A 15,692-nucleotide genomic window follows, 5' to 3' on the forward strand; every position below is an offset into this window, starting at 1 on the left:
CGATGCTCGTAGAATGACTGTAAGGGCCATCACATCCCCGCGTCAAGTGTCAAACGCCATTCCCCGCATCCCCCTCCCCACGCTCTCTCACTTCCTGCGGGTTTTGGCTGGATGCTCTCTCAGTTACCGCACAGTGACGTCGCCGGTGGCCATGTTGAACGTGAAGGTCCGACGGCGGAGCTCGGCAGTGCCGCCGCGCTCGGCGGCCACCTCGTAGGCGACGTCCGTGAAGCCGCGGGCGGCATCCGCTCCGGTGACGGTGTACGTGGGTGTGAAGTAAAGGACCTCCTCGCCGGCGCCAAGATCCGCCACGGCGAAGGCCTCGGAGCCGGGCCCGGACAGTCGGACCCCGGTGAGGGGCGTCGATCCGCCGTTGCGTGCCCTGCCGGTGAAGGCGAGGATGTCCCCGGCCTTGTAGCCGGGAAGGATCGGGCCGTAGTTCAGGTCCTGCGCCTCCCGGGTGCCGATCACCTGCGCCGCCTCGGCCGAGTAGCCCTGCCCGATTTCCTTCCATGTGTGGACGCCCCAGTCACCGCCGCCGGGCGCCATCACATGAAATTCCCCCACATTCCGCCAGACCGGCGGGCGGCCGGGAGTGATGGAACGCAGTTCCATGTCGAACACCAGTCCGTCGCCGGGTTCGGGGCGGCCACCAGCACCGCCGTCGGGCTCCGGCCCGGAACGCAGGGAGCTCCCGCCGCCCTCGGACCCGGGAAGAGTGCCACCGGGGAGGCAGGACGTGAGCTGTTCCGCCGGGATCGAGGCAAACACGATTTCCCGGTACCCCTGGCGCTCGTACAGGACGCCGATGTTGCCGTCGGGAAGCCGCGCCGCCGTCGAGTACCCCGAGCTTCCCGGGCACAGGACCAGCTTCGCGGGCCAGGTGAGCCCGTTGTCGGTGGAGAGGCTGAGCGCCGTGTTCCGCCGCAGCGACGTGTCATGGTTGTTGGTGGCCAGCAGCCAGGCGCCTGTGGTGTCGTCCGCCGCGGCGGCCAGGGCGGGAAGGCCGTCGAAGCGGGCCAGCGAGCCGTTGTCGCCCGGGTCCGGGAGGTCCTCGACCGGGCGCAGGGCACTCCAGGTGGCCCCGCCGTCGTCGGACAGTGCGGCAAGGCGGCGCGGCGTGCCGCGGCTGTGCAGCAGGAGCCGGCCGTCTTGGAGGGCCGCCACCTTGTTTTCGTTGGGCGCGTGGCCGTGTGTCCGGGCGCCGATGAGCTCGCCGAGGGTCCAGTTTTCGCCGTGGTCGTCGCTGTAGGCGGAGGCTGCCATGATCTCGCCGCCGGCCAGGACCACATATTGCTGCACCAGCCGGCCGCGGTAAGGGCCGGTGTGGACCTGAATGCCCTGTCCCGCCGCCGCAAAGATGCCGGTGATGGCCGGGCCGGGAGGGTTTCCGGCAGTGTGTTCGGGCGGGCGCGCCTTGAGCTGGGCGGTGATCCTGCGGTGCCGCCAGGTCAGGCCGTCGTCGTCCGAGAAGCTGAGGTCACAGTGCTGGACGCCGTCATCGGGCTCCAGCCCGGTCACCGCTTCGAAGAATCCAGCCCGCGTCCCTGCCGCGTGGAACATCAAGATCCGGCCGGTCTCAACGTCAACCAGGAGGCTCGGATCGCCGTAGCCGTTGAGGCCGCCACCCGTCCTCACTACATGCTGTTCGCCCCAGGTCCGGCCGTTGTCCGTGCTGCGCCGCAGCAGGAGGTCGATCGGGTTAGGCAGGTCATCGAGGTTGGGGCGGCCGTCGTAGGCGGCCAGCAGCGTGCCCTGCCGCGAGACGGCGAGGGCGGGGATCCGGTATTGCCGGTAGCCGCCGGTGCCGCGGACCGCCAGCACGTGTTCGAGGTCGGGCATAGCAGCCGTTATTGGCCGAAGGACATAGGATGTCATATCTCCATGGTAGGCGATGCGCCACGGGCCGTGTGGGCGGCCGGTTTCTCTGGCAGAGTATGACCATGCTCACTGTTATCGGCGAAGGCCTTGTTGACGTTGTCCAGCGCGCCTCCGGAATCGAAGCCCACGTGGGCGGCAGCCCGCTCAATGTTGCGGTGGGACTGGCGCGCCTGGACCATCCGGTGCAGTTCATCGGCCGCTACGGCCGTGACGCGTACGGGGATTCCGTGGCCGCGCATCTTCGTGCCAGTTCCGTGATGCTGCCGCAGGGCCCGGACGAGCTGCCCACCAGCGTGGCCACCGCCCTGATCGACGACGACGGCGCCGCCACCTATACGTTCGATCTCACCTGGGAGCTCCCCGGCCTGGCGGACCGCCTCGCCTTTATGCTGCAGGGCACCACCCTGCTGCACACGGGCTCCATCGCCACCATGCTGGCGCCGGGCGCGACGGCGGTGCTTGCCGCCGTCGAATACGCCCACCCGCGCGCCACCATCAGTTTTGATCCGAACTGCCGGCCCAGCATCATCACCGACGTTGACTACGCGCGGAAGCAGGCCGAGAAGTTCGCCTCGCTGGCGGACGTGGTCAAGGCCTCCGACGAGGACCTGGAGTGGCTCTACCCTGGAGTGGACCCGCTGGAATCGGCCCGCCGCTGGCTGTCGCTGGGCGGCCACGAGGGGCCGGCGATGGTGGTGGTCACCCGCGGTTCGGCGGGCCCGTGGGGCATTGCGGCCGCCGGCGAAGCTGCCTATCCGGCGCCCACTGTGGACGTGGCGGACACCGTCGGTGCCGGGGACTCGTTTATGGCGGCGCTGCTGTCCGGGATCGTGGACCGTGGCCTGGACGGCGCGCAGAACCGGAAGGACCTGCGCGAGCTTCCCGCCGAGGGGCTGGCTGAACTGCTGGCGCACGCGTCCCGCGCGGCCGCCGTCACCGTCTCACGGCCCGGCGCGAATCCGCCGACGCGTGCTGAACTGAACGCCGTTCCTGGGGAGTAGGGCATTTACCGCGGCCCGGTCTCGTTACCCAGCGCTTGGCCCCCTGAAACTCTCCTAAGTCCCGGACGTTGCCGCGGCGGCGACGCGGTTGCGCCGGGGCCGGGCTGGAACACGCGTCACAGCCTCACGCCGCGAGCCCACGGTGTTCTCGATAGTCCCGATCCCCTCCGCAGTCATCCGCACGACGTCGCCGGTCTTGAGCGGCGGGGGAGTCTTGGAACCGTTCCGCCCCCAGAGCTCCGCGAGGCAGCCACTTCCACACGTGCCTGAACCCAGCACGTCGCCCGGCCGAACCACCGAATCCTGCGACGCGTAGGCAACGAGCTCGGCGAACGGCCAGCCCATGTTGGACAGCAGGTCCTGCCCAATGGTTTCGCCGTTCACTTCCACGGCCATCGAGATCGGCAGGAAGCCTTCGCCGTCGTGCCGGTCCTCGAACTCGTCTGCGGTGACAATCCAGGGGCCCAGGGTGTTGGAGAAGTCCTTGCCCTTGCACGGCCCCAGGCTGACTTTCATCTCGCGGCGCTGCAGGTCCCGTGCGGACCAGTCGTTGAGGATCGTGTAGCCGAAAATGTGCCGGTGTGCCTGTTTAGCGGTCAGGTTGCGGCCGTCGCTCCCGGGAACGCGTCCTACGACGGCAGCCACTTCCGTCTCAAAGTCCAGGTCCGTACAGCCCGCTGGAATCCCAATCACCTCGCCGGTGCCCGTCACCGTGTGCGGGTTGGTGAAGTAGAACGTGGGTGCCTCGTACCATTCGGGCACCACTCCGGCCACGCCGTCGATGCTTTTCCGCACGCCTTCGACGTGTTCCTCGAACGCCACAAAGTCTCGGATAGTGGCGGGCAGCAGCGGGGCGAGCAGCTGCACGTCCGCCAGCGGAACAGCAGCAGCGGAACCAATGACGCGACGGGCAAGACCCAGCGTCTCCTCGAGTCCGGCGTCGAGCAAGGTTTGCACGGTCTGCCTTGCGGGCAGGGCGTAGCAGTTTCCGTTGTCCACGAAGCCGGACTGCGTCCCGCTGCCGTGATTCCAGCGAGCGATCTTAACCATTTGAGTGTTCCTTAAGCGTTGGGTCGGGTGGTCAGGGCAGCCGCGGCGGTGATACCCAGCGTGCGTGCGTTGCCGCCCAAAACCTGGGCCTCGTCGTCGGCAGAGAGCCCGGCGGCCTGGGCCTCGTCCACAGGGAGGTCGGATCCCATGTCGAAGGGGTAGTCCGAGCCGAGGAGCACCTGTTCCGGCCCGGCGGCAGCCACCAGGGCGCGGAGCTCCGCGGCGCTGTGGACCAGAGAATCGAAGTAGAGCCTTTTCAGGTAGGACGACGGCGGCTGGGCGCAGCCGTGTGCCTCGGGCCGCACTTTCCAGGCATGGTCGGAGCGGCCCAAGCTGGTGGGAAGGTAGCCGCCGCCATGCGCTGCCAGCACTTTCAGGCTCGGGTGCCGGTCCAGAACGCCACTGAAGATCAAATGGGACAGGGCCACTGCGTTTTCTGCGGGCTGCGAGACGGTGTTGGCGAGGTAGAAACGGTCCAGCCGTTCATCCAGCGAGCAGCCGAAGGGGTGCAGGAACACTATCGCGCCAAGCTCCGCTGCCCGGCTCCAGAACGGTTCCAGCCTGGCGTCGGAAAGCTCAACGGTGCCGCGCTCCGGATCGGCGGGCGTGGAAGCGAACGAGCCGATCTCAGCCCCGAGGAGTCCGCACTCGAGAACGGCGTGCTCCAGGGCTTCCACCATCAGGGCGGGGTGCTGCAGCGGAACCAAGCCCAGCCCGTTGAGACGGTCCGGGGCACGGTCAACGTACTCCCGAACGGCCTGGTTGGCGGACTTCGCTACCTGTAGGGACAGCTCCTCACCGGCGAAGTAGTAGAAGTGGGACGGCGACGGCGAGACCAGCTGCACATCCACGCCCTGGGCGTCCATGTCCGCGAGCCGGCGGTCCAGGTCCGTCAGCTGGGCCCAGCGTTCCTTGATCATCTTGCCCGACGCGGCCATGGACGCGGGGCCGTTGCGTCGCACTTCCAGGGCCTGCTGGGCGCCGAAGCCCTCGGCGTCCGCTTCCGCCACGAGCTGCTGCAGGGCAGGAAGCAGGATGTGGGCGTGGACATCCACGATAGGGGCTTTTTCGTCATCGGGGTGGGTGCTCATGCGGGTTCCTTAACTGCTGGCATCGTTGACTCCACTAGCGAAGTGCTATCGGGTTGACGGGTGATCCGACAGCGCCGGTGATCCGAAGCGGTGCGGCCGTGAGCAGGAAGTCGTATCGGCCGTCCGCTGCGCACGCTGCGGCCAGGCCGTCCGGGTCCCACATTTCACCGAGGAACAGCCCCAGGTTGGGGATCGCGATCTGGTGGAGGGGCTGGAAGGCGCCGTCGAACTCGTTAGGGCGGACTTCGAAGCCCCAGGTGTCGGTGGCGATCCCGGCGATTTCGCTGCGGTGCAGCCACGGCGCGGTGCTGAAGGACAGGCCGGGAGCCGCCCCGCCAGCGTAGTCGCCCCAGCCGTCGCGGCGGACCCGGGTGTGCTGTCCGGTGCGGACCACCACGATGTCGCCCCGGCCCACCCTGGAACTGGGGCCCTGCATTTCGATGGTCCGCTCAAGGTGCTCCGGAGTGATGGCGAACCCGTCCGGCAGTTCGTCGTCGGTCCCGCCCAGCTCCGGACCGAGCGCACGGCCCACGTCCAGCAGGACGCCGCGGGTGACGATCTTGGCGGCGGCGGTTTCGATGCCGGTGACGAGGTCGCCTTCGGAGGTGACCACGTCACCGGCGGCCCTGCCGTTCCAGGCCTTGCCCTGATCGAAGATGTGGCCAAGGCCGTCCCACTGCGTGGAGCACTGCAGCGGCATGGCGATCACGTCGTCGGCGCCGCCAAAGCCGTGCGGGAAGCCCTGGTTGCCGCGTTCGGCGTCCACGCCGGTGTCCGTCATGGTGTGGACGGGGTTGGTGCGGCGGCGCCAGCCCTTCTGCGGGCCGTTGGTGTCGAAGGGCTGGGACAGCGAAAAGGCCTCACCCGTCTTGACCAGCGATGCTGCCTCGATGCGCTTGCCGGCGTCGATGAAGTTCAGCGTTCCCAGGACGTCGTCCGCACCCCAGCGGCCCCAGTTGCTGTGGGCTGCGGCCATGGCACGGATGCTGCCGAGCGGGTCCTCACGCCGGATCACCGGGGAATCAATTGATTCCCCGGTGCCGGTGGTTACAGCGGTGTCCTGCGAGGTCACTGAATTTCGTCCTTGCAGTGGATGAGCTGGGTGCCCAGGCCGGTGATGGTGCCTTCCATGACGTCGCCGTCCTGCAGCAGACGGCCCCAGTGCTGGCCGTTGCCGGCGGGGCTGCCGGTGAGGACGAGGTCGCCGGGGCGCAGCGGCATGATCTGCGAGGCTTCGCTGATGAGCTTGGCCACCCCGAAGATCATGTCCTGGGTGGACTCGTCCTGCATGGCCTTGCCGTTCAGCTTCAGCGTGACCTGGACGTCCTGCGGGTCGCCGAAGAACTTGGCCGGCACCAGCAATGGCCCGGTGGGCAGAAAGCCCGGGGCGTTCTTGGCGCGGTACCAGTCCGAGCCGATCGCGGGCATGTCCTTGCGGAAGACGTACTCGCGCGTGGTGATGTCGTTGACCATGGTGTAGCCGAACACGTACTCAAGCGCCTCCTCCGGAGTGACCCGGAATGCCGTCTTGCCAATGACAGCCGCCAGCTCCAGTTCCCAGTCATGGGACTGGGAATAGGACGGGAGGCTCAGGTCCTCCGTGGCGGACGCGATCGCCGTCGGAAGTCCAATGAAGAAGTACGGGGTGCCCTGGCCAGCCCGCTTGTCCATCATCGTGGCGGTCTTGGCGCGCACCTCTTCCTCGTCCTGGCCAGGCTTGCGGTGCGCGGCGGCGAGGTCGATCACGTGCTTGCGGTAGTTGGCTCCGGTCTGCAGGACCTGGACCGGCTCCACCGGGGCAACCACCTCGACGTCGGCCAGTGCCAGGCCGGTGTCCTCACCGGCTGAGGCAGCCAGGGTGTCCAGCTGGGCTTCGGTGGTGTCCCAGTGCTCGATCAGGGAGTTGATGTCCCCGTCCACCGGCAGGACCCGCTCGTTGACCAGCAGGCCGACGCGGGCCTTGCCGTCACCGGCCTCCTGGAACCGGATCAAGGAATATGTCGCTTCAGGCATATTCGCTTAGCCCCGTCCCTGCTTGGCGTACGGGTTCAAAAGGGCTTCCTTCATCGCCGGGGACGCGCCCTCTTCGGTAGCGGTGAAGCCTTCGGCCGGCGGGAAGGATTCGGTCATGGAGTGCGGCATGGCGCCGTTCTTGTAGAAGTTGTTGGAACCTTCGGACGGCTTCCAGGTGTTGGCTTCCCAGTCCGGCACGTAGTTGCGGTAGCCGCCGGAGTTGAGTTCAACGCGAAGGCCTGACGGGTCGCGGAAGTAGAGGAAGTTCTGCTCGCCCACGCCGTGGATGGAGGGGCCGTATTCCATGGCGGTGCCGTTCTCCATCATGACGTCGGCGGTGCGGAGCAGGTCCTCGGTGGCGTCCACCCAGAAGGCGATGTGGTTGACGCGGCCGGCGCGGCTGGAGGTGTCCAGGACCACGCCCAGGTCGTGGGACTTCTCGTTGGTGGTGAGCACGGAGAAGACAGTGATGGGTGCTTCGTCCAGGTCCACGAAGGCCATCACGCGGAAGCCCAGCGCCTCGTTGTACCACTTGGCGAAGCCCCGGACGTCGGAGCAGGCGACGGTGACGTGGTCCAGGAAACGGGGTGCGGCGGCGTGGCTGCTGCGGCGCTCCGGACGGTCCGGGTAGGTGGACTCGAAGCCGGGCTCGGCGACGAACTTCTCAACGTCATAGAAGAGGCGCATCCGGTGGCCGTAGGGGCCGGTGAATTCGTAGGCCTTGCCGTAGCCGTGCCCGCCGGCGGTCCAGTTGCCCTGGACGCCTGTTGCTTCGACACGCTGGGCGGCGGCTTCGAGGGCCGCCTGGGAGTTGGTGCGCCAGGCCATCCGGCCCAGCGATGCCTCAGGTCCTTCGGTGATGACCAGGCTGTAGCGGTAGTAGTCGCCCCAGCAGCGCAGGTAGACGTTGCCGTCCACCCGGTCGATGATGCGCATGCCGAACTTTTCCTCGTAGAACCGTGCCGACGCTTCGACGTCGGGAGTGGTGATCTCAAGGTGGGCAAGATGGGAGAGGGGAGTTTCCACGTTGAATTCCTTCTGAGTTTGGCTGCTTCGGTTTGCTGCAGGTCCTGTATCCACTTTGAACCAGCGCAACTATCCGGGGAAGCGCAGTTTGCCTATGACAGGAATCCATCGCACGAATAGTGGAAAGCGGAGATTCTGGCCTTTATCACGGCCTGCAGCGCCCCATCTACGGGGGCCCATAGCAAATGCAGATGCAGGGCATCGAAGGTCTCTATTTCCGTGTGCCCGCGCATGGCCCAGCACGATCCTGAGGATCATTGCGGGGGGTTCCCGTCCCCCGGCATGCTGGAGGTGATGGCCACCAATGATTCAGCCCTGACCGACGCCCTTGCCAACGCTACGGATTGATCCGGGAGTCTTTTGTCTTACGGGCAACAGAAAGGCCTCGGCGCATAAGAGCGCCGAGGCCTTTCTGTTGAGCTTTTGCCGGATACGAAGGCAGGGCTCAGTACGTCTCGACGTGGGCCCGAACGTGGCTTCCGTCCTCGCTCAGCCAGCCCTTTCCGGCGGCATAGACGAGCATATTGGCGAAGCGGTAGTTCCAGCCCATGCCGATCCGCCCGGCGCATTGGCTCTTGATCCAGTCCACGGAGACCAGCACGTCCGGATCGTCCACCTTGCCGGCCGCAGCTGACTCCAGCAGCCCCGGCAGGGCATCCTTCGCCCCTTCGGCGAGCAGGACCTTGAAGCTGTTGCAGTCATCTGGTTCATCCAGCGCTACTGATCCGGGGCTGACGCGCACGTGCACGGGATCTCCTTCCAATCAACAGTGAATTCGTCGTTGACCCCCACTATGCCGAGGGACGCCGACTGTCCGGAAGACGAGCTTTTGGATAGCCGGTATCGCTAAAAACTATGCCGGAAGGATCAGGCGTCCGGGTCCTGCAGGCCAACTACAAGATAGGAGGCCACCATCCCGGCGAGCTTCTCCGCAATCTCGGGCCAGTCCAGGGTCCCGCTGCCCTCCATGGTGCTGCCGAGGCCCAGCCTGCGGGCAACCACGCTGTAGACGACGTTGAAGCACCAGTCGATCTCAGCCTGGCCCAGGAACCCGCCCGGCCATTTGCCCAGGACATCGGCGAAGTGTCCGGCGAGGGCAGCATGCGATGCCGCGCCACGCTGAGCAATGGTTTCGTCCTGCGTAGCGCGGAGCATGAAGGGCCGGAGAATGTCCGCGTACCGGCGGAGAACCTCGATGATCAGGTCAACGGCTTCCCGTGCCACGGACTCCAAAGCAGCATCAGGCCGCGTGGGGAGGGGTTCAAAGAGATGGTTCGACACGGCGTCAATGTCATCCATCTTCCGGGCGTGGGCGACGCGAAGGAGTTCATCCTTGCCCTGGAACCGTGCGTAGATGGAGCCGATGGACACACCGGAACGAGCACTGACATCAGCCAGCGTGAATTCGTCGTTTCCCCGCTCCTGGAGCAGGGCCAGGGCCGCCTCAATCGTTTTTTCAAACGACTGGCGGCTCCTGGCCTGCTTCGGCTCGCGGGACTTGGTGTCCGGAAGCGTCACAACGAGATCCTACAGAGGATGCCGCTGTCGGCCGCGTTCCGTGACACGCGCAGCTCCCAGCCGCCGGAGGGGACCACCCAGGCCGACGCCGCTTCGGCCCAACGCCGGAAGCCGAGCGGGTCCACAACAATCCGGGCTGTCACTGTCGCACCAGCTGCCACGTCTACAGCTGCGAAACCCATGAGCCGGAAACCAGCCTCACCTGCCGCCTTGCCGTAGACCTGGACGATGTCGCGCCCGGGTGAGCCGCCCGAATTCCGCACTGTCGCCTCGACGGAGATACCTTCGACGCCGTCTGCGGGGTTGTGACTCTTCATTGCGGCAGGAGCCGCCACAGCGTCCACCAGCGCGAACTCCGTATAGCCCAGTCCGTAGCCGAAGGGATAGCGAGGTGACCGGTCCGTCTCCTGGTAATGCCGGTAGCCCATTGGCTCGCTGGCGGCGTAGTCCAAGGTGAGCTCCGGGTCCAGGGTGTGTTCCCAGCCGGGGATGTCCTCGTTCCGTGCGGGGAAGGACACCGGAAGCCGTCCGGATGGTGCGCTGCCGCCGGTCAGGATAGAGGCGAGGCCGCGCCCGAATTCCTGCCCCGGGAACCAGGCCATCAGCAGACCCTTCACCTTGTCTGCCCATGGCAACAGCACGGCACGGGACGCGTTCACCACCACCACGGTTTCGGCATTGACCGCCGCCACGGCATCAACCAGCCGGTCGCAGGAGGGGTCGAGGGCCGCCGTCGTCCGGTCTGCGCTTTCGCGTGACGAGCCCTGCTCGTCGCCGACAACCACAATGACGGCATCCCCGCGGGCCGCGATGGCCAGGGCGTCAGTGAGGGGATCTGCGGTGTGCTCGGGAGCTGCAACGGCCGTGATGGCCTGGACCCTGCCGGGCTGGAAGGCCATCTCGACCACCACCTCAACCTCACCGGCGGGCAGGTCAAGGATGGTTTGCTGCGTTTCGGCTCGTGCCACAACGCCCATCACGTCGTCCGGAGCCGGCGGCGGAACCTCCAGGACACGCGTCCCGTCCACCGTGAGTGAGCTGATGCCCGTGCCGCCGGCACCGAGTGTCCAGCGCGCGGGGGTGTCAAGCAGCAGGCGTGCCGTGATGCGCGCACGCCCCGGTGCGTTGGCACCCACGCCGGGTACCGGCCCGAACCACACAAACGCCGACGCCTGCCGAATTTCGCTGTACAGGACGTCGTCGGTGGCCGGGGAGAGGACTTCCAGAAGTACCCCGGGGGTGCCGTCCGGCGCGGTGCTGCCGACTTCCGTCAGCGACAGGGCCGACGACGGTGCGGCTCCCGGCTCGTACAGAACCTCCACGTCCGGACCGAAGGCGTCACGGATGGCGTCCAGCGGCGTGACCAGTTCACCGTCTGGCCGGACGGTGGCGAACGTTCCGCCTTGGAAGCACGGCTTCGCTGCGTTCGGACCGACAACAGCTAACGTCTTGATCCGGCCCGGATCCAGCGGCAGCATGTTTCCCTTGTTTTCCAGCAGCACGAATGAGGCCGCTGCGGCGCGGATGAGTGTGTCGCGCTGTTCCTCCGGAGAGCGGACGAGGGCAGGAGCGGGGGCGGTGCCGCCGCTCCTGTGCCCGGCCCTGTCGGCTAGCCGGGTGAGGCGTTCAACGGCGTCATGCAGCCGCGGTTCGGGGACCTCCCCGGCGGTGACGGCGTCGGCGAAGCGTGCACCCAGATACCTGGCCGGGCCGGGCATCTCCAGGTCCAGTCCGGCATTGGCTGCTCCGGCCGTGTCGTCCACGCCGAACCAGTCCGACACCACAACGCCGTCGTACTTCCAGTCATTCTTGAGGATGCCGATGAGCTCTGCGTTCTGTGCGCAATGGGTCCCATTGACCCGGTTGTACGCCATCAAGAGCATCCACGGGTTAGCCGAACGTACGGCAGTTTCGAAGGGCCGCAGGTACGTTTCACGCAGCGTGCCCGGCTCAACCCGGGAGTTCATCCGGCGTCGTTCGGTCTCCGTGTCATTGGCCACCACGTGCTTGGCGCAGGACCCGACACCCTGGGACTGCACGCCCTCTACCCATGCCGCACCAAGCACTGCGGTGAGGTAGGGGTCCTCGGAGAACATTTCGAAACCCCGGCCCGAGAGCGGGGAGCGCGGCAGGTTCAGGTTCGGACCCAGGATGACGGACACTCCGCGTTCGCGGCCCTGCTGGCCGATCAGCTGGCCGACTTCCGAGACCAGTTCCGGATTCCAGGTGGCAGCCAGCGCAGTCCCTGAGGGCATGACGAGGGAAGTGTCCCGCTCGTCCATGGCTTTGCTGACGAGGCCCAACGGGCCGTCCAGCAACACCATTTCCTCAACGCCCGCCGCGTTGCTCGCGGTGGTGCTCCAGCCGTTGAGGCCGCCGGTGAGTTCAGCGCCCGTGAGGTCTGGACCAGCTTGTGCGGCGTCGGCCACTTCAGTGCCGGTCGCGGAGCCTGCCGTCACTGGGCAGCGACCTTCTCCGCCTCGTTGGCAGCTTCGGAAGAGCGGAGCAGCGGCAGTACCCGCTCAGAGAAGAGGCGCATGGACTGTTCCGTGAAACGGCGTCGTTCTTCCGTGAGCGGCCCGCCCATGAGGGCGAGGAGGACGTTGCCAATCCCCAAATCGGCGTACTTCTGGAGCTCCGCTGCCACGGTCTCCGGGCTGCCGTAGAGGCACCAGGTGCCCTTGTAGCCTTCAGTCCGGGCATCAGGGGCCGGGCGGAGGTTCACGCCGCTGATGGCTTCGGCGGCCTTGTTGGCGGCGTGCTCACGCTCTACAGCTTCCTGGTACTGCTCCAGGATGATCTCCAGTTCGGCGGCTGCCTGCTCGTCGGTTTCTGCGATGTGCACGTGCTGGTAGGAGTGGGTTGTCCACTCCAGGGCTGCCTTCACTGCTTCTTCCGTGTGGCCGGCGGCTTCCAGGGCGTTGCGGTAGGTGGTGAAGTTCTTCTTGACTTCCTCGTAGGCGTTGCCGCTGTCGATGACCGGCGGTGTGAAAGCCAGGATGAAGGCCGGCTGGGCCTTCTTTGCGGCGCGTTCCACGCTTGAGGGCCGTGAGGCGACTGACATGACGCGTGGTTCCGGCTTGGTGTAGGGTGCGGGAACGATCCGGGACACCACGGCGCCGCGGTAGTGGCCGTTGTCGAAGGCGACGGGCTCGTCTCCAGGCTTTTTGGCCCACAGCTTTTCGGCGATCTCAAGGTTCTCGTTGGCGAGGCGTGAGCTGTCCTGGAAGTTCACCCCAAAGCCGATCATCTCTTCCGGAGTCGTGCCGCTGCCCACGCCCACCAGCAATTTGCCGTCCGTGAGCTGATCCAGCAGGGCCAGTCGCTCTGCAAAACGGACAGGATGGTGCAAGGCCAGGGTCTGCACTGAGAAACCGAAGTGCATCCGCTCCAGCTTGCCGGCCAGGTAGGCGGCAAATACGAAGGGATCGCTGGCCGGGGGAGCGTAGCCGGTGAAGTGGTGGTCGGGCAGGAAGACGGCGTCGAAGCCTTTCTGCTCGGCATCGACGGCGTGCTCCACCATGGCCTTCATAACCGGACGGTCTTCTTCGGGGCTGCCGGAGCGGGAGGTAAGGAACAGTGAAAAATGCATGGGAACTCCTGGAAGTGGTTTGTTGAATCTTTGGGAAGGGCTCCGATGTCAGGCCACTTGGGGCCCGGCAGCGGTGTGGTTGGCGGCCTCACGGTTCGTGGACGTGGACTCGCTGGGGGAAACGGGTTCGAGTTCGGCGGCAGCTCTGGCTACGAGGCGCCGGAACCACTGGTGTCCCGGATCTCCGGACTTTGACGGATGCCACCAGGCGCATTCCACCAGCGTGGGGAGGCTGATGGGCAGCTGCATGATCCGGACGCCGGCCACAGCGGCGAGCAGGCGGGCCAGGCGCTCCTGCACCAAAGCCAGCCTGTCTGTGCCGGCCACGGCAAAAGGAAGCATCAGGAATGTATCGACGATCACATCGGTTCGTTCGCCAAGCTGGAGGTCGTAGACCCTCCGGTCTGCCAGGGTGGAGGCCACCTCGGCCCCGAAGAGCCTGGCCCATCTGGCGTCCCGCATCTCTTCGATGGTAAGCGTGCGCTCCGGCGAATCTGCCCCCGTCACGCACACCCAGTTGTCCGTGAACAGTTCGGTGTGGGGGAATCCGGAGAAATGTCCCTTGGGTATGAGCATCAGGTCAGCATTCTGCAGGGTCTCCTTGATGCGGTCCACGGCCAGAGGCGTGACTGCGTCAAAGTGGACCTGCACCCCGGGCGCCTCCTCCTGGAGCATGCTCATCAGCTTCCCCGACAGTGCGGTGAGGCAGTAGTCGGAGGTGATGACGCGGAAACTCCGGGTGGACGAGGCAGGATCAAAGACGGCTTGGGCATCGAAAGTGCGTTCCACCATCCGGAGGATCTCACCAACGTCTTCTTTGAGGACCTGCGCCAGGGGCGTGAGCTCATATGCCGATCCCACCCGTGTCAGCAACTCGTCGTCGAACTGTCGGCGGAGCCTCTGCAGTGAAGAGCTCATGGCCGGCTGGCTGATCCCGATCCGTGCACCGGCGCGAGTGACGTTCCGCTCGATGAGCAGGGCGTCCAGCGCCACGAGCAGGTTGAGGTCCGCTGTCAGCAGGTTGACCATGATCTTCTCCACGTTGAGGGGTATCGCTACGTCCGGCGGGTAGCCTGTAGCAAATACGAATTAGAATACTGATACTAATTATGGGCCGGATCACACCTAAGGTCAATGAATGTTCGGGGACGCCGGGTCCGGCTCTAGAGCGGGGGCTGACCTCCGATCCCTTCCGTGATGGCCTGGGCTGCCGCGAGCAGACTGTCCCGGCAATGGGCCAGGCGCGAAGCGGATTCCGAGCCGGAGAAGCCATTGAGGGTCAGTGTTACGGCCACCTGGCCAGTCGCATCGAAGACCGGGGCGTGGAGGGAGGTTACGCCTGAGGGGTCATCGATGGACGCTGGACCCGAAGACGCCGTTCGTTCCAAGAGCTTGGGGAGGACGCCACTAAGGTCCGGAGCTGCCGTATCGCTGGGCACCACAACCATACGTTCGAACTCTGCAGCTGCTGCTGCACCAGCCGAGACGGCGTAGCGGGTTTCGCGGACCTGCTGCAGTTCAGCGTGGGCTACCTCGGGATCAACATGCCCGACGACGTTGCGGGCGTTGGCGATCCAGCGGGACTCCGCGGCTTCCCCGGCCCAGGCCACGTGCAGCGGAGCGAGGGGCGCCGCCAGGCCGAACGAAACACCTACCCGGGAGGGCGAGCCGCCGGGGGAACTTGCCACGCCTGCGGCGGTCAGGACCACCACGGAATCGTCCACCACACCACTGACCAGGACCTCAAGCTTGAGCTCCTCGGCGAGGGCCTCAATTTCGGGCCGCGCCGCATCTGCTGCCTTGACGTGACGGGTGAGGGCTGTCGCGGGGGAAATGATCGACGGAATGGTGAAGGAGCCGTACCCGCCGCGGAGGAACAGCAGCGGTAGTTGCTTGGAAGCCCCCACACCCAAGGCCTTGACCCGCCCGATAACGATCTCGTGGTCTCCAGCGCGGACGACTTCCTCGATGTCGCAGTCGATCCAGGCTGCGGCTGCCGCCAGCCTGGGGCTGCCGGACGGGGTGTCACCCCACTGGTTGGCGCTGAAACGGTCTTCCGCTTTGCGCGAGAAGGCCCGGCAGACATCCTGCTGGCCGGCGGTCAGCACGTTGGCACAAAAGGAGCCGGCTGCCTGGATCTTAGGCCAGCTGGTGGAGCGGACATCGGGCATGAACGCCACCAGCGGCGGATCAAGGGAAACAGAGCTGAAGGTGCCAACCACCATGCCTGCGGGCTCGGCGCCTTCGGGCGCCGCGGTGATGAGTGTGACGCCTGTGGGGTACTGACCCAGGACGTAACGGAACCAGGCCGCGTTGTCCGGGCTCGTCTCTTGGGATTCAGCAGTGGAAGCAGGGATGATCTGTGTCATCGGGAGCTCTCCTCTTCGTTGAGTTTTCATCCAGTAAACGTGTCAAAGCGGAGCTGCGGAAATAGTTCCAAAGTATGCGGGCTATCGAAAATTCGGATGCCGCGTTCCCGCCATACAAGCGGTTTCCGATGATAGGTTCGACGGGACGCTG

The 15,692-nt window shown here is 66.1% G+C and carries 13 protein-coding genes; 1 reads left to right on the plus strand and 12 read right to left on the minus strand.

Features of this window, described 5'->3' with window-relative positions; translation table 11 throughout:
* Nucleotides 1-123: 123 nt before the first annotated feature.
* A complete protein-coding gene (locus tag EYS21_RS05670; RefSeq protein ID WP_242633300.1) occupies nt 124-1,842 on the minus strand; it encodes a sialidase family protein in 1,719 nt (572 codons plus the stop codon).
* Between the two features lie 101 nt (nt 1,843-1,943).
* Between EYS21_RS05670 and EYS21_RS05675 the strand changes: the two genes are divergently transcribed.
* Complete coding sequence (locus tag EYS21_RS05675) at nt 1,944-2,882, plus strand: carbohydrate kinase (RefSeq protein WP_131132219.1); 939 nt, start codon at nt 1,944-1,946, stop codon at nt 2,880-2,882.
* Nucleotides 2,883-2,936: 54 nt separating this feature from the next.
* On the opposite strand, the gene EYS21_RS05680 is transcribed toward EYS21_RS05675, so the two are convergent.
* The 11 genes from EYS21_RS05680 to EYS21_RS05730 form a co-directional block, all read right to left on the minus strand.
* Nucleotides 2,937-3,932, minus strand: coding sequence for a fumarylacetoacetate hydrolase family protein (locus EYS21_RS05680; protein ID WP_131132220.1), 996 nt, complete (start codon nt 3,930-3,932; stop codon nt 2,937-2,939).
* 11 nt (nt 3,933-3,943) lie between these two features.
* Complete coding sequence (locus EYS21_RS05685) at nt 3,944-5,023, minus strand: amidohydrolase family protein (RefSeq protein WP_131132221.1); 1,080 nt, start codon at nt 5,021-5,023, stop codon at nt 3,944-3,946.
* Nucleotides 5,024-5,057: 34 nt separating this feature from the next.
* Entirely contained in the window at nt 5,058-6,095 is a 1,038-nt protein-coding gene (locus EYS21_RS05690; RefSeq protein WP_131132222.1) for a cyclase family protein, read from the minus strand.
* Nucleotides 6,092-7,036 carry a fumarylacetoacetate hydrolase family protein gene (locus EYS21_RS05695; protein ID WP_131132223.1) on the minus strand — a complete coding sequence of 315 codons (945 nt, stop codon included), beginning with the start codon at nt 7,034-7,036 and terminating at the stop codon, nt 6,092-6,094. Before EYS21_RS05695 ends, EYS21_RS05690 begins: the two co-directional genes overlap by 4 nt.
* A 6-nt stretch (nt 7,037-7,042) precedes the next feature.
* A complete protein-coding gene (locus tag EYS21_RS05700; protein ID WP_131132224.1) occupies nt 7,043-8,062 on the minus strand; it encodes a VOC family protein in 1,020 nt (339 codons plus the stop codon).
* 445 nt (nt 8,063-8,507) lie between these two features.
* Entirely contained in the window at nt 8,508-8,810 is a 303-nt protein-coding gene (locus EYS21_RS05705) for a hypothetical protein (protein ID WP_131132225.1), read from the minus strand.
* Nucleotides 8,811-8,929: 119 nt separating this feature from the next.
* Nucleotides 8,930-9,580 (minus strand): TetR/AcrR family transcriptional regulator, encoded by a 651-nt coding sequence (locus tag EYS21_RS05710; RefSeq protein WP_131132226.1) that lies wholly within the window; start codon nt 9,578-9,580, stop codon nt 8,930-8,932.
* Nucleotides 9,577-12,039 carry a glycoside hydrolase family 3 C-terminal domain-containing protein gene (locus EYS21_RS05715; protein WP_207307692.1) on the minus strand — a complete coding sequence of 821 codons (2,463 nt, stop codon included), beginning with the start codon at nt 12,037-12,039 and terminating at the stop codon, nt 9,577-9,579. The genes EYS21_RS05710 and EYS21_RS05715 overlap by 4 nt, the downstream gene beginning before the upstream one ends.
* Nucleotides 12,036-13,172: an LLM class flavin-dependent oxidoreductase gene (locus EYS21_RS05720; protein ID WP_131132227.1), complete on the minus strand. Its 1,137-nt coding sequence runs from the start codon at nt 13,170-13,172 to the stop codon at nt 12,036-12,038. The genes EYS21_RS05715 and EYS21_RS05720 overlap by 4 nt, the downstream gene beginning before the upstream one ends.
* Before the next feature lie 48 nt (nt 13,173-13,220).
* A complete protein-coding gene (locus tag EYS21_RS05725; protein ID WP_131132228.1) occupies nt 13,221-14,213 on the minus strand; it encodes a LysR family transcriptional regulator in 993 nt (330 codons plus the stop codon).
* 122 nt (nt 14,214-14,335) lie between these two features.
* A complete protein-coding gene (locus tag EYS21_RS05730) occupies nt 14,336-15,541 on the minus strand; it encodes a flavin reductase family protein (RefSeq protein ID WP_165478265.1) in 1,206 nt (401 codons plus the stop codon).
* Between the last annotated feature and the right edge of the window lie 151 nt (nt 15,542-15,692).

The sequence above is a fragment of the Arthrobacter sp. S39 genome, from assembly GCF_004320525.1.
Taxonomy (GTDB): Bacteria; Actinomycetota; Actinomycetes; order Actinomycetales; family Micrococcaceae; genus Arthrobacter.